General features: G+C 55.8%; 12 protein-coding genes, 2 tRNA genes and 1 other RNA gene. 9 read left to right on the top strand and 6 right to left on the bottom strand.

The genetic code is table 11. From position 1 onward, the window contains the following. Positions 1 to 105: 105 nt before the first annotated feature. From KOL70_RS05900 to KOL70_RS05885, 4 genes are all read left to right on the top strand, one after another. Positions 106 to 657 (top strand): NAD(P)H nitroreductase, encoded by a 552-nt coding sequence (locus tag KOL70_RS05900; protein WP_215480357.1) that lies wholly within the window; start codon positions 106 to 108, stop codon positions 655 to 657. 153 nt (positions 658 to 810) lie between these two features. Beyond that, positions 811 to 1,854 (top strand): selenide, water dikinase SelD, encoded by a 1,044-nt coding sequence (gene selD, locus KOL70_RS05895; RefSeq protein ID WP_132462425.1) that lies wholly within the window; start codon positions 811 to 813, stop codon positions 1,852 to 1,854. A gap of 21 nt (positions 1,855 to 1,875) precedes the next feature. Continuing rightward, on the top strand, positions 1,876 to 3,798 hold the full coding sequence (locus KOL70_RS05890) for a DNA topoisomerase III (protein WP_132462427.1): 1,923 nt from the start codon (positions 1,876 to 1,878) through the stop codon (positions 3,796 to 3,798). Continuing rightward, positions 3,798 to 4,094 (top strand): YnjH family protein, encoded by a 297-nt coding sequence (locus KOL70_RS05885; RefSeq protein ID WP_021510070.1) that lies wholly within the window; start codon positions 3,798 to 3,800, stop codon positions 4,092 to 4,094. The genes KOL70_RS05890 and KOL70_RS05885 overlap by 1 nt, the downstream gene beginning before the upstream one ends. 33 nt (positions 4,095 to 4,127) lie before the next feature. Here KOL70_RS05885 and xthA read toward each other — a convergent pair whose 3' ends face one another. The 6 genes from xthA to KOL70_RS05855 all read right to left on the bottom strand — a co-directional run bounded on the left by xthA (position 4,128) and on the right by KOL70_RS05855 (position 7,183). Next, positions 4,128 to 4,934 carry an exodeoxyribonuclease III gene (gene xthA / locus KOL70_RS05880; RefSeq protein ID WP_058771257.1) on the bottom strand — a complete coding sequence of 269 codons (807 nt, stop codon included), beginning with the start codon at positions 4,932 to 4,934 and terminating at the stop codon, positions 4,128 to 4,130. 361 nt (positions 4,935 to 5,295) lie between these two features. Beyond that, positions 5,296 to 5,423, bottom strand: a non-coding RNA gene (locus KOL70_RS05875) — RtT sRNA. 40 nt (positions 5,424 to 5,463) lie between these two features. Then, a tRNA-Tyr gene (locus KOL70_RS05870) sits at positions 5,464 to 5,548 on the bottom strand. A gap of 44 nt (positions 5,549 to 5,592) precedes the next feature. Next, positions 5,593 to 5,677 (bottom strand) — tRNA-Tyr (locus KOL70_RS05865). Between the two features lie 144 nt (positions 5,678 to 5,821). Continuing rightward, on the bottom strand, positions 5,822 to 6,670 hold the full coding sequence (purU, locus tag KOL70_RS05860; protein ID WP_031280214.1) for a formyltetrahydrofolate deformylase: 849 nt from the start codon (positions 6,668 to 6,670) through the stop codon (positions 5,822 to 5,824). 57 nt (positions 6,671 to 6,727) lie between these two features. Continuing rightward, positions 6,728 to 7,183, bottom strand: coding sequence for a YchJ family protein (locus KOL70_RS05855; protein WP_040679954.1), 456 nt, complete (start codon positions 7,181 to 7,183; stop codon positions 6,728 to 6,730). A 96-nt stretch (positions 7,184 to 7,279) separates the two neighbouring features. Between KOL70_RS05855 and rssA the strand changes: the two genes are divergently transcribed. The 5 genes from rssA (at position 7,280) to KOL70_RS05830 (ending at position 12,790) form a co-directional block, all read left to right on the top strand. Beyond that, a complete protein-coding gene (rssA, locus tag KOL70_RS05850) occupies positions 7,280 to 8,185 on the top strand; it encodes a patatin-like phospholipase RssA (protein WP_021510074.1) in 906 nt (301 codons plus the stop codon). Positions 8,186 to 8,286: 101 nt separating this feature from the next. Beyond that, positions 8,287 to 9,303, top strand: coding sequence for a two-component system response regulator RssB (rssB, locus tag KOL70_RS05845; RefSeq protein ID WP_021510075.1), 1,017 nt, complete (start codon positions 8,287 to 8,289; stop codon positions 9,301 to 9,303). A gap of 192 nt (positions 9,304 to 9,495) precedes the next feature. Further along, a complete protein-coding gene (galU, locus tag KOL70_RS05840; protein WP_021510076.1) occupies positions 9,496 to 10,404 on the top strand; it encodes a UTP--glucose-1-phosphate uridylyltransferase GalU in 909 nt (302 codons plus the stop codon). Positions 10,405 to 10,427: 23 nt separating this feature from the next. After that, positions 10,428 to 11,768: a UDP-glucose/GDP-mannose dehydrogenase family protein gene (locus tag KOL70_RS05835; RefSeq protein ID WP_058757711.1), complete on the top strand. Its 1,341-nt coding sequence runs from the start codon at positions 10,428 to 10,430 to the stop codon at positions 11,766 to 11,768. 14 nt (positions 11,769 to 11,782) lie between these two features. Next, positions 11,783 to 12,790: an NAD-dependent epimerase gene (locus tag KOL70_RS05830; RefSeq protein ID WP_058757710.1), complete on the top strand. Its 1,008-nt coding sequence runs from the start codon at positions 11,783 to 11,785 to the stop codon at positions 12,788 to 12,790. Positions 12,791 to 12,805: the final 15 nt, after the last annotated feature.

Genomic DNA, 12,805 nt, shown 5'->3' with positions numbered 1-12,805 from the left:
AAAGAGCAGCGTGCGAAAAGTCAGCAGGAAATCGCGCCAGACTGTTACAAAAGATCGCGCTGTGCCAGGATTAGCCCACGCTTTGTTAATCACGGGAGAATCAAGATGGATGCACTGGAATTACTGGTAAACCGTCGTTCAGCGTCGCGCCTGACCGAGCCGGCACCGGCCGGTGAGGTGCTGCAGAATATTCTGCACGCGGGTATGCGCGCACCGGATCACGGCACGCTGCAGCCGTGGCGCTTCATCATTATTGAAAATGAGGGGCGCGAACGCTTCAGCCATCTGCTGGAGCAGGCCGCACGTGACAGCCAGCTGGATGACAAAGCCATTGAGAAGGCCCGGACGTCACCGTTCCGCGCGCCGATGATCATCACCGTTGTCGCACACTGCGAAGCCTCCGCTAAAGTGCCGCGCTGGGAGCAGGTCGTGTCCGCTGGCTGCGCGGTGATGGCGATGCAAATGGCGGCTGTCGCGCAGGGCTTTAACGGTATCTGGCGCAGCGGGCCGTGGACCGATCATCCGCAGGTACGCGCCGCCTTTGGCTGCCGCGAGCAGGATGCGATTGTGGGTTTGCTCTACCTCGGAACGCCGCAGCTGAAAGCCAATACCACCGTGGTTGCGCCCGACAGCGAGGCGTTTGTCAGTTATTTCTGACAGACAGCAGCGGGTTTCTGCGGCAAGGTGCATGCAACGACACTTATTGCACAGTCGCTGTGCGAAAGATCGCGCTTAGCGGCGACAGCGCTTACCAGCAGCGGGCAGCCAGGCTAACATAGCCCTCTCTGTTCAGCGCACAAGGAACCCGCCATGAGCGAACCGCTTCGTTTGACGCAATACAGCCACGGCGCTGGCTGCGGCTGTAAAATTTCACCTCAGGTGCTTGAGACCATTCTGCACAGCGAACTGGCTGCCTTTCACGATCCGCAACTGCTGGTCGGCAATGAAACCCGTGACGATGCTGCCGTGTACGATCTTGGCAACGGCACGGCGGTGGTCAGCACCACTGACTTCTTTATGCCCATCGTTGACGATCCGCACACCTTTGGCCGTATCGCGGCCACTAACGCCATCAGTGATGTTTACGCCATGGGCGGCAAACCGATCATGGCCATCGCTATTCTCGGCTGGCCGGTTAATGTGCTGGACGCGAAAGTGGCACAGCAGGTGATTGAAGGCGGTCGCGCGGCCTGCCAGGCGGCTGGCATCGCGCTGGCGGGTGGTCACTCAATCGATGCGCCGGAGCCGATTTTTGGCCTTGCCGTTACCGGCATCGTTGACGTGGTGCGCGTGAAAAAGAACAGCGCTGCGCAGGCGGGCTGCGAGCTGTTTCTCACCAAACCGCTGGGCATAGGTATTCTGACTACCGCAGAGAAAAAAGGGCTGCTGCGTGCGGAGCATCAGACGCTGGCGGCGCAGGTGATGTGCCAGCTCAATAGCGCAGGCGCGGAATTTGCTAAACTGCCCGGCGTCAGCGCCATGACCGATGTCACCGGCTTTGGTCTGCTGGGGCACCTGAGTGAAATCTGTCTGGGCTCCGGCCTGCGCGCGCACGTGCAGGCCGCACAGGTACCGCGTCTGCCCGGCGTGGACCAGTACATTGCTGCCGGCGCGGTGCCGGGCGGCACCAGCCGCAACTTCGCCAGCTACGGCGAGCACATTTCTGCCATGGATGAGGCCACGCGCGCACTGCTGTGCGATCCGCAAACTTCCGGCGGACTGCTGGTGGCGGTACAGCCTGACGCTATTGCGGCGTTTCGCGCGTGCGCCGCGCAGGCTGGCGTTGAGGCCACGGCAATTGGCTCGCTACTGCCGGCCGACCACGCCCATCCACTGATTACTGTAGTCACCTGACGTAAAGGAACGACGCCATTCATGCGTTTGTTTATTGCTGAAAAACCCAGTCTGGCACGCGCCATCGCCGATGTGCTACCCAAACCGCATCGACGTGGCGACGGCTATATTGCCTGTGGTAATGACCAGGTTGTAACCTGGTGTGTCGGGCATCTGCTGGAGCAGGCGCAGCCTGACAGCTATGACAGCCGCTATGCGCGCTGGAATCTGGCGGATTTACCCATCATCCCGGATAAATGGCGCCTGCAGCCGCGCCCGTCGGTGGCGAAGCAGCTCAAAGTGATCGAGGGCTTACTGCAGCAGGCCAGCGTGGTGGTGCACGCCGGTGACCCGGATCGCGAAGGACAACTGCTGGTCGACGAAGTGCTCGATTATCTGCAACTGCCGGCTGAAAAGCGCCAGCAGGTGCAGCGCTGCCTGATTAACGACCTCAACCCTGCGGCGGTCGAGCGCGCGGTGAGCCGTCTGCGCGAGAACCGTGAATTCATTCCATTGTGTGTCTCGGCGCTGGCCCGGGCGCGCGCTGACTGGCTGTATGGCATCAACATGACGCGCGCCTGGACGCTGCTGGGCCGCAACGCCGGTTACGACGGCGTGCTCTCGGTGGGACGCGTTCAGACGCCGGTGCTGGGGCTGGTGGTGAGGCGCGATGAAGAGATCGAAAACTTTGTGCCGAAGGATTACTTCGAAGTGAAGGCGCACATCGTCACCCCGAAAGAGGAGCGCTTCGTTGCCAGCTGGATCCCCAGCGATGCCTGTGAACCGTGGCAGGATGACGAGGGCCGTTTGCTGCATCGTCCTCTCGCTGACCACGTGCTTGAACGTATCAACGGCAAACCGGCGTGGGTTACCGGCTACAACGATAAGCGGGAGTCAGAAACGGCGCCGCTGCCATTTTCCCTCTCCAGCCTGCAAATCGAGGCGGCGAAGCGTCTTGGCCTGAGTGCCCAGACGGTACTGGACTGCTGTCAGCGTTTGTATGAAACCCATAAGCTGATTACGTATCCGCGTTCGGACAGCCGCTATCTGCCGGATGAACATTTTGCCGGACGCCATGCGGTGCTGAACGCCATTCAGGCGCATCAGCCGGACGTGTCGCTGCCAGCGGATTTCAATGCGGATCAGAAAAATCGCTGCTGGGACGATAAAAAAGTGGATGCGCACCATGCCATTATTCCTACGGCGCGCGCCAGCAAGGTGAACCTGAGCGACAATGAAGCCAATATTTACGCTCTGATTGCGCGCCAGTATCTGATGCAGTTTTGTCCTGACGCGGTATTTAGCAAATGCGTCATCGACCTCGATATCGGCGGTGGCAAGTTCGTTGCCAAAGCACGTTTTCTTGCCGAAGCCGGCTGGCGTGCGCTGCTGGGCAGTAAAGAGCGCGATGAAGAGAATGACGGCACGCCGCTGCCGGTGGTGAGTAAAGGCAATGAGCTGTTGTGTGAGCGTGGTGAGGTGCTGGCGAAGCAGACTCAGCCGCCGCGGCCGTTCACCGACGCCACGCTGCTGTCGGCCATGACCGGTATTGCCCGCTTTGTGCAGGATAAAGAATTAAAGAAAGTGCTGCGTGCGACCGATGGTTTAGGAACGGAAGCGACGCGTGCCGGCATCATAGAATTGCTGTTCCGCCGTACATTTCTGGTGAAAAAAGGTCGCTATATTCACTCAACCGAGGCGGGCAGGGCGCTGATTCATGCGTTACCTGAGATGGCCGCGCGGCCGGATATGACGGCGCACTGGGAGTCGACGCTTACCCGCATCAGTGAAAAAGCCTGTCGCTATGATGAGTTTATGCAGCCGCTGGTCAGTACCTTAATTGGTTTGATCGGTGAGGCGCGCCAGAGGCCGTCGCTGCAGGCTTTTCGTGGATTAGCCGCGACCGGAGCGAAGACGCGCAGTAAAGGCAAAACGCCCCGGCGCAAAACGAAGGAGACGGAATAATGCGTTACGCAACGCTGTTGCTGAGTGGGCTGCTGCTGTGCAGCCATGCCGCGCTGGCTAATCGCCAGCCGGAGCCCGCGCGAATGGGCAATACCGATGTGGTGGTGGATATGCCGCCGGAAGTGTGGACGCAGGGGCAGAATCGTCAGCAGAACAACTGCCTGCAGTGCTGTATCTATGAAAACCGCAGCTACTCCGAAGGCGCCGTGGTGAAAGCAGAGGGCGTACTGCTGCAGTGTGCGCGTGACGAAAAAGTGCTGGGTACCAATCCGCTGATTTGGAAAATCATTAAATAAGCGGGCGTGGCGCGCAGGCGCCACGCTGTTCAGTTACAGCTTGAAGCTGGACCACACCGGCGCGTGATCGGACGGCTTTTCCATACTGCGAATGTCGTAGTCGATGCCGCTGTCGATGCAGCGTGATGCCAGCGGTGGGCTGGCCAGCAGCAGATCGATGCGCAGACCGCGGTTGTCATCAAATCCTTTGGAGCGATAGTCGAACCACGAGAAGCGATCTGCGGTTTCCGGGTTTTTCTCACGCCACGTATCGACCAGTCCCCACTGCAGCAAACGGTCCATCCACTCGCGCTCTTCCGGCAGGAAAGAGCATTTGCCGGTGCGCAGCCAGCGCTTGCGGTTCTCTTCACCAATACCAATGTCCAGGTCGGTACTGCTGATGTTCATATCGCCCATGATCAGCACCGGCTTGTCGGCCGCCAGTTGCTGCTCGAGATAGCTTTGCAGGTCGCGATAGAACTTCTCTTTGGCCGGGAACTTGATGGGATGGTCACGGCTTTCCCCCTGCGGGAAGTAACCGTTGATGACAGTGATATCGCCTATCGGGCTGGGAATTTCTGCCATGATCAGACGTCGCTGGGAATCTTCGCCGTCATCGGGAAAACCGCGTCGAACTGCCACCGGCTGCGTCTTCGTCAGCAGCGCCACGCCGTAATGGCCTTTCTGGCCGTGATAAAACACGTTGTAACCGAGTTTGCTGACCTCTTCCAGCGGGAACATGTCATCGTGCACTTTGGTTTCCTGCAGGCCGATGACATCCGGTTGATGCTGTTCAACCAGCGCCGCCAGCTGATGAGGGCGTGCGCGCAAACCGTTGATGTTAAAAGAGACAAATTTCATTTCGCTGCCATTTTTCGTCGCAAAAGGTTGCGGCGATGGTAACCAGGTTTGCGGCAAAAGTCATGGCTTGCGTCATAAGAGCGTGCCGATAAGAGCGAGAGGCAGAACGCAGGTGATTTGTCGTGGGAGACGCAGGATAGCGGGGTAAGACAGGCGATGCCGTTCAGTCTGGGGGCGTTGATGTGAATATCCAGGTGCGCATTAATGCGCACCCTACAATCCGGGCGACAACTGGGACGATGAGAATATAAACCGGTCACATGGGTAACACTTGAGTCCGTATCACTGTAGGGGCGCGATTGATGCCGGCCTGGCATCGCGTAAATTCAGATGTCGGTCTGGTGAAAAGTGCAGCATGAAAGGGTGGCGGGAGAAGGATTATTCGCCGCAAGCGGCTCACCCTGCGGGCCGCGCTGACGCGCGTTGTCTCACTGCGTTCGACCCGAACCTTCGGTCGAAGCTTCTCATCCTTCTCCAGGTGTTATTTATTGGCTTTGTTGACTGGCTGGAAGAAGAGTGCAGCATGAAATGGTGGCGGGAGAAGGATTCGAACCTTCGAAGTCGATGACGGCAGATTTACAGTCTGCTCCCTTTGGCCGCTCGGGAATCCCGCCAGGGATATGAAGCTCAGAAGATTCAGGCACAGAATGGATTCAGATGGTGGCGGGAGAAGGATTCGAACCTTCGAAGTCGATGACGGCAGATTTACAGTCTGCTCCCTTTGGCCGCTCGGGAATCCCGCCACTGGCCTGAATCTTTATGCCTGAAAGCGGGGCGCATCATACCAAATGCGTTCAGTCTGTAAAGCGCCCGCAGTAAAAAACTCAATCGTTTGCCCACTTTTTACGCGTGGCGCTGAAGAGTTGCGCAAATCAGCGCCGCAGTGGTTAAAGAATGATCGTGCGGTTGCCGTAAACAAACACGCGCTGGCCCAGCACTTTATACAGCGCGCGGCTTAGTACATTCTTTTCCACGTCGCGTCCGGCACGCATCATCTCTTCAGCGGTATAGCTGTGATCGACGTTAATCACGTCCTGCATGATGATCGGGCCTTCATCCAGGTTGTCGTTCACGTAGTGCGCTGTGGCACCGATGATCTTCACGCCGCGCTCATAGGCCTGATGATAAGGACGGGCGCCAATAAAGGCTGGCAGGAACGAGTGGTGAATATTGATGATCTGGTTGGGATAACGCTGCACAAACGCCGGTGTCAGCACGCGCATGTATTTCGCCAGCACCACGTAATCCGGCTGATAGCGATCGATCTCATCCGCCATGCGGTTATCGTGCTCTTCGCGCGTCAGGCCTTCATGGCTGACCAGCACGAACGGGATGTCAAAACGCTCGACCAGCGAACGCAGCGTTTCATGGTTACCAATAACGGCGGCGATTTCCATGTCCAGACCACCAAAGGCACTCTTCATCAGCAGATCACCCAGGCAATGCGCCTCTTTGGTGACCAGAATCACCACGCGGCGACGTCCGGCGCTGTGCAGCTCACGTACCGAACCGGTCGGCAGCGCGCTGTCGAGGTCAGCCAGCAGCGTGTTGTCGTTGAAAATGCCTTCCAGCTCTGTGCGCATGAAAAAGCGCCCGGTACGGTGATCGACGAACTCATTGTTCTGCACAATGTTCAGTTCGTGCTTGTAGCAAATGTTGGTGATCTTGGCGATCAGACCTTTGGCATCGGGGCAAATGGTCCGTAAAACTTTTCGTTGCATGGTTTGCGCTTGCATCTCGATCAGAGTCCTGTCAAAGCGATGAATGGTGAAGCTGTTGGGCATCTGTCCAGATTAGCCACAACATTTTTTGTATTTTTTATCGGAGCCACAAGGACAGCGATCGTTACGCCCTAATTCCGGCGTTGTTCCGTCGACATAGTACCAGCGTTGATCCTCGCGAAGAAAGCGTGAACATTCATACAGGCTGCAGGTACGGCCTTTTTCGAGATAACGCGCAAAAAAAGTCACGAAGGCTTCATTCTCATGGCTTCCGTGATTACAACGGGTTACATTCAGGCCAAGCCATTCTGTGGTGGCAAAACTTTCGGATAATAGCGTCTCCAGTCCAGCCACGCGCTGGCTGGGATGCCAGGTTTCCACCAGCCAGGCGGCGTTTTGCTTAACGTAAGCGCTGTAACGCGAGCGCATTAACTGTTCAGCGCGCTGTGGCGTTTGTTGCCCGTTCAGAAAGGGCTGACAACATAGGCTATACTGCTCTCCGCTGCAGCAGGGGCACTTTTCGGACACATCATCTCCTGAGAGTGATTAAAGTTAATGAAAGTGTGCGCTATGTTAGCCGACTGGCCAGCGTGAAGCTACGCATCAGGTTGATCACGAGGTGAGATGAGAAAAGTCAGGATTGGGCTGGCCCTGGGATCGGGCGCTGCCAAAGGCTGGGCGCATATCGGTGTCATTAACGCGCTGGAGCGCGCCGGTATTGAGGTGGATGTCGTCGCCGGCTGTTCCGTCGGCGCACTGGTGGGTTCTGCCTACGTCAACGGCCGTCTGGCGTTGATGGAGAAGTGGGTCAGCGCATTTCGCTACTGGGATGTTATCCGTCTGATGGACCTCTCATGGCAGCGTGGCGGCCTGCTGCGCGGCGACCGGGTGTTTAGCCATATCCGTCAGCTGATCCCTAACGAGCTCATCGAAGACGCGGATAAGCGCTTTGGCGTGGTAGCAACCAACCTCAGCACCGGACGCGAGCTGTGGCTGACCGAAGGGGATTTGCACCAGGCGGTGCGTGCATCGTGTAGTATGCCAGGCTTATTGCCTCCGGTTGGCTACAATGGTTATTGGCTGGTGGATGGTGCGGTGGTCAATCCGGTGCCGATTTCGCTAACCCGCGCGCTGGGCGCTGACATTGTGATTGCCGTTGACCTGCAACATGATGCGCACCTGATGCAGCAGGATCTGCTGTCGGTCACGCCGCAGAGCGGTGAAGAGGCGGCAGCGGCAGAAGCACTGAGCTGGGGCAAAAAACTGCGCCAGCGTCTGATGGGGTTGACCCATCGGCGCGCCAGCCAGTCTCCAGGCGCGATGGAAATTATGTCAACGTCAATCCAGGTATTGGAAAATCGCCTGAAACGTAACCGTATGGCAGGCGATCCGCCGGATGTGCTGATTCAGCCTTTTTGTCCGCAGATTTCAACGCTGGACTTTCATCGGGCTGAAGAGGCCATTGCGGCAGGCAAGGCCGCCGTGGAGAAAAAAATGGATGAACTATTACCGCTGGTCCGTAGCAGATAATCAGTTGTTCATTCACGGGGGTTGTGACTTCAGCCAATTCTGAAAGGCGCAACGGCGTTTTATGAACCACTATTGAAATATCTGGTACGCAGGGGGAGAGAATGGAAAAACCGCTAATCGGCAAAAAGATACTCATTGTCGAAGATGAGGTCGTTTTCCGTTCATTGCTGGACACATTGTTAACTGGCCTTGGAGCCAGCACGTTCGAAGCGGGCGACGGACTCGACGGCCTGAATTTACTCGCCGCGCAGTCGGTGGACCTGGTCATTTGCGATCTGGAAATGCCGCGTATGGGCGGTATTGAGTTTGTCGAGCGAATTCGTACACGCGGTAATAGCGTGCCCATCCTGATCATCTCCGCCACGCAGAACATGGCCGACATCGCCCACGTGCTGCGCCTTGGCGTGCAGGACGTGCTGCTCAAGCCGCTAAAAAACCTGGAACGTTTCCGTGAAGCGGTGTTTGAGTGCCTCTATCCTTCGATGTTCACCTCGAAAGTGGAAGAAGATGAACAGCTGTTTCAGGACTGGGATGCCCTGGTGCGCGATCCGCTCGCTGCCGCCAAGCTGCTCAAACAGCTGCAACCGCCAGTCCAGCAAACCATCGCCAGCTGCCGAATAAACTATCGTCAACTCACCATGGCGGAACAGCCGGGGCTGGTGCTGGATATTGCCGCGCTGTCGGACAAAGATCTGGCGTTTTATTGCCTGGACGTAACGCGTGCCGGCGACAACGGCGTGCTGGCTGCATTATTGCTCAGAGCACTGTTTAACGGTTTATTGCAGGAGCAACTGTCCGGGCAAAAGCAGCGTCTGCCGGAACTCAATGGTCTGCTGCGCCAGGTGAATATGCTGTTGCGTCAGGCCAACCTGAACGGTCAGTTCCCGCTGCTGGTGGGCTACTATCATCGTCAGTTGAAAAATCTGATTCTGGTCTCAGCCGGTCTGAATGCCACGCTGCACATCAATACTCAGCAAATCCAGCTCAGTAACGGTGTGCCGCTTGGCACTATGGGCAGCACCCATCTTAATCAAATCAGCCAGCGCGCCGATGCCTGGCAATGTCACGTCTGGGGAGCCGGCGGCCGGCTTCGCCTGATGTTATCGTCCGAAGAATAGCCACTCAGATTTATATTTTCCGCGGGTTAAAGACAGGGCCAAAGCTTAGCTTTACACTTGGGTAATAGTCTTAAATTCCGCGGATTAACTCCATCCAGGATAAATCCGTCTGACACTAACTGATATACTCATTTCGTTTTTAAACCGACATATCAAGTATTAACTTGAACGGCCTATTAAGAGAGGTATTTGATGTCTGCCTATAAGTCTAAAGTAAAAAAAGCGGTAATCCCGGTTGCAGGTCTGGGTACGCGTATGCTGCCTGCCACCAAAGCTATTCCAAAAGAAATGTTACCGCTGGTCGATAAGCCGTTGATCCAGTATGTCGTGAACGAGTGTATTGCTGCGGGTATTAATGAGATCGTGCTGGTTACGCACTCCTCTAAAAACTCCATCGAAAACCATTTTGATACCAGTTTCGAACTGGAAGCGATGCTGGAAAAACGCGTGAAGCGTCAGCTGCTGGATGAAATCCAGTCAATCTGCCCGCCACACGTTACCATCATGCAGGTACGTCAGGGTATCGCCAAGGGCCTCGGTCACGCAGTGATGTGTGCTCATCCGCTGGTCGGTGATGAGCCAGTCGCGGTGATTCTGCCAGACGTGATCATTGATGAGTACGAATCTAACCCAACCAAAGATAACCTGGCAGAAATGCTGACGCGCTTTGAAGAGAGCGGTCGCAGCCAGATCATGGTTGAGCCAGTTGCCGATGTCACCGCTTACGGCGTGGTTGACTGCCAGGGCGCAGAGCTGGCACCGGGCCAGAGCGCACCTATGGTGGGCGTGGTTGAGAAGCCAAAAGCCTCGGAAGCGCCATCTAACCTGGCGGTAGTCGGTCGTTACGTGCTGTCTGCGGACATCTGGCCTCTGCTGGCGAAGACCCCTCCGGGTGCAGGCGGCGAAGTGCAGCTGACCGACTCCATCGCCATGCTGATGGAAAAAGAGACCGTAGAAGCTTACCACCTGACCGGCGTGAGCCACGACTGCGGTAATAAACTGGGTTATATGCAAGCTTTTGTTGAGTATGGCGTGCGTCATCCGGTGCTGGGCAAAGATTTCGCTCAGTGGCTCGACGGCGTTGCAGGCAACAAAAAGTAATTCATTAAGCACAGGATAATTCAATGAAAGTCACTGTATTTGGTATCGGCTATGTCGGTCTGGTTCAGGCTGCGGTGTTGGCCGAAGTCGGACATGACGTTCTCTGTATTGATGTCGACGAAAAGAAAGTCGAAAGCCTGAAAAAGGGCATCATCCCAATTTTTGAACCGGGCCTGACGCCGCTGGTGATGTCGAACTATGAAGCGGGGCGCCTGAAATTCAGCACCAACGCAGAAGAGGGCGTAAACCATGGCGTAATGCAGTTTATTGCTGTGGGCACGCCGCCGGATGAGGATGGCTCTGCCGACCTGAAATATGTGACTGCGGTTGCGCGTACTATCGCGCAGCACATGAACGATCACAAAGTCGTCATCGACAAATCTACCGTACCGGTAGGCACCGCTGACCGCGTGCGCGCGGTGATGAGCGAAACGCTGAAGCAGCGTGATGCCAATATCGCGTTCGATGTGGTCTCCAACCCGGAGTTCCTGAAAGAGGGCGCCGCAGTTAACGATTGCATGCGTCCGGAACGTATTGTGGTGGGCACCGACAATGATGAAGTGGTCGAACTGCTGCGTGAACTGTACGAGCCGTTTAACCGTAATCACGATCGCATGATTCTGATGGATATTCGCAGTGCAGAGCTGACCAAATATGCAGCTAACTGCATGCTGGCGACCAAAATCAGCTTCATGAACGAGATTTCCAACCTTGCGGAACGCCTGGGTGCTGACGTGGAAAAAGTACGTCAGGGCATCGGTTCTGATTCACGCATCGGTTATCACTTTATTTATCCGGGCTGTGGTTACGGCGGTTCCTGCTTCCCGAAAGACGTGCAGGCGCTGATTCGCACTGCAGAGTCAATCGGCTACACCCCGCGTCTGTTGCAGGCGGTAGAAGACGTCAACGATTCGCAGAAGAACAAGCTGCCGACGTTTATCAAACGTCACTTTGGCGACGATCTGCGTGGTAAGACGTTTGCGCTGTGGGGTCTGGCGTTCAAACCAAACACCGACGACATGCGTGAAGCCTCAAGCCGTGTGCTGATGGAAGCACTGTGGCAGGCAGGCGCAACGGTGCAGGCGTTTGATCCGGAAGCGATGGAAGAAGCCCAGCGCATCTACGGTCATCGTGACGATCTGAAGCTGTGCGGCACTAAAGAAGCTGCGCTGCAGGGCGCCGATGGTCTGGTGATCTGCACCGAGTGGCAGAACTTCCGTGCTCCGGATTTCGACGTGATTAAATCCTCGTTAAAACAACCCGTGATTTTTGATGGTCGTAACCTGTATGATCCGGAGCGTATCAGCAAACGCGGTTTCGTTTATTATGCAATCGGCCGCGGAGCGTCTATTCAAATTGTGTAATAAATGAGGGATGTATGAATTTTCTGGTCACCGGCGCGGCAGGATTTATTGGTTTTCACGTTAGTCAGCGTTTGCTGGCTGCCGGTCACCAGGTTGTTGGTATCGATAACCTGAATGATTACTACGATGTCAGCCTGAAACAGGCGCGCCTCGACCAGATTACCGCACATCCCGCGTTTACTTTTCTTAAAATGGACCTGGCAGATCGCCAGGCCATTTCTTCCCTGTTTGAACAGCATGCTTTTGCGCGTGTGATCCATTTAGGTGCACAGGCGGGTGTTCGCTATTCCATCGAGAATCCGCACGCCTACGCTGATGCCAACCTGATTGGTCACTTAAATATTCTGGAAGGTTGCCGTCATCATAAGATTGGCCACCTGCTGTATGCTTCATCGAGTTCGGTTTATGGCCTGAACCGTAAAATGCCGTTCTCCACGGATGATTCGGTTGATCATCCGGTATCACTTTATGCTGCGACGAAAAAAGCCAACGAATTAATGTCGCATACCTATTCACACCTTTACCAATTACCCACCACCGGATTGCGCTTCTTTACCGTTTATGGTCCGTGGGGCCGTCCGGATATGGCGCTGTTTAAGTTCACCCGCGCGATGCTTGCCGGTGACGCGATTGATGTGTATAACCGCGGCCAGATGACACGTGACTTCACCTATATTGATGATATTGCCGAAGCGATTGTGCGTTTGCAGGACGTGATTCCGCAGGCAGATGAAAACTGGACGGTGGAAAACGGCTCGCCTGCCACCAGTTCGGCACCGTATCGCGTGTACAATATTGGCAATAGTCAGCCTACCAGCCTGATGACTTACATTGAGTCGCTGGAAAAAGCGCTGGGGATTGAGGCGAAGAAAAATATGCTGCCGATGCAGCCCGGCGATGTATTAGGCACCAGTGCAGACACCCAGCCGCTGTATGACGCGATAAATTTCCGCCCGCAGACCAGCGTAGAGCAGGGCGTGCAGCGTTTTGTTGACTGGTACCGCGACTTCTATCAGCAATAAGTCGCGATAAAAAAA

The organism is Pantoea sp. B270 (genome assembly GCF_018726825.1).
GTDB classification, from domain to species: Bacteria; Pseudomonadota; Gammaproteobacteria; order Enterobacterales; family Enterobacteriaceae; genus Pantoea; species Pantoea dispersa.
Note: the sequence above shows the minus strand (reverse complement) of the source record. Positions and strands in the feature narration are given on the sequence as shown.

Bases quoted from the DNA above. Each gene is read 5' to 3' on its own strand.
- KOL70_RS05900 (WP_215480357.1), top strand. From the start codon at position 106: ATGGATGCACTGGAATTACTGGTAAACCGTCGTTCAGCGTCGCGCCTG.
- selD (WP_132462425.1), top strand. From the start codon at position 811: ATGAGCGAACCGCTTCGTTTGACGCAATACAGCCACGGCGCTGGCTGC.
- KOL70_RS05890 (WP_132462427.1), top strand. From the start codon at position 1,876: ATGCGTTTGTTTATTGCTGAAAAACCCAGTCTGGCACGCGCCATCGCC.
- KOL70_RS05885 (WP_021510070.1), top strand. From the start codon at position 3,798: ATGCGTTACGCAACGCTGTTGCTGAGTGGGCTGCTGCTGTGCAGCCAT.
- xthA (WP_058771257.1), bottom strand. From the start codon at position 4,934: ATGAAATTTGTCTCTTTTAACATCAACGGTTTGCGCGCACGCCCTCAT.
- purU (WP_031280214.1), bottom strand. From the start codon at position 6,670: ATGCAAGCGCAAACCATGCAACGAAAAGTTTTACGGACCATTTGCCCC.
- rssA (WP_021510074.1), top strand. From the start codon at position 7,280: ATGAGAAAAGTCAGGATTGGGCTGGCCCTGGGATCGGGCGCTGCCAAA.
- rssB (WP_021510075.1), top strand. From the start codon at position 8,287: ATGGAAAAACCGCTAATCGGCAAAAAGATACTCATTGTCGAAGATGAG.
- galU (WP_021510076.1), top strand. From the start codon at position 9,496: ATGTCTGCCTATAAGTCTAAAGTAAAAAAAGCGGTAATCCCGGTTGCA.
- KOL70_RS05835 (WP_058757711.1), top strand. From the start codon at position 10,428: ATGAAAGTCACTGTATTTGGTATCGGCTATGTCGGTCTGGTTCAGGCT.
- KOL70_RS05830 (WP_058757710.1), top strand. From the start codon at position 11,783: ATGAATTTTCTGGTCACCGGCGCGGCAGGATTTATTGGTTTTCACGTT.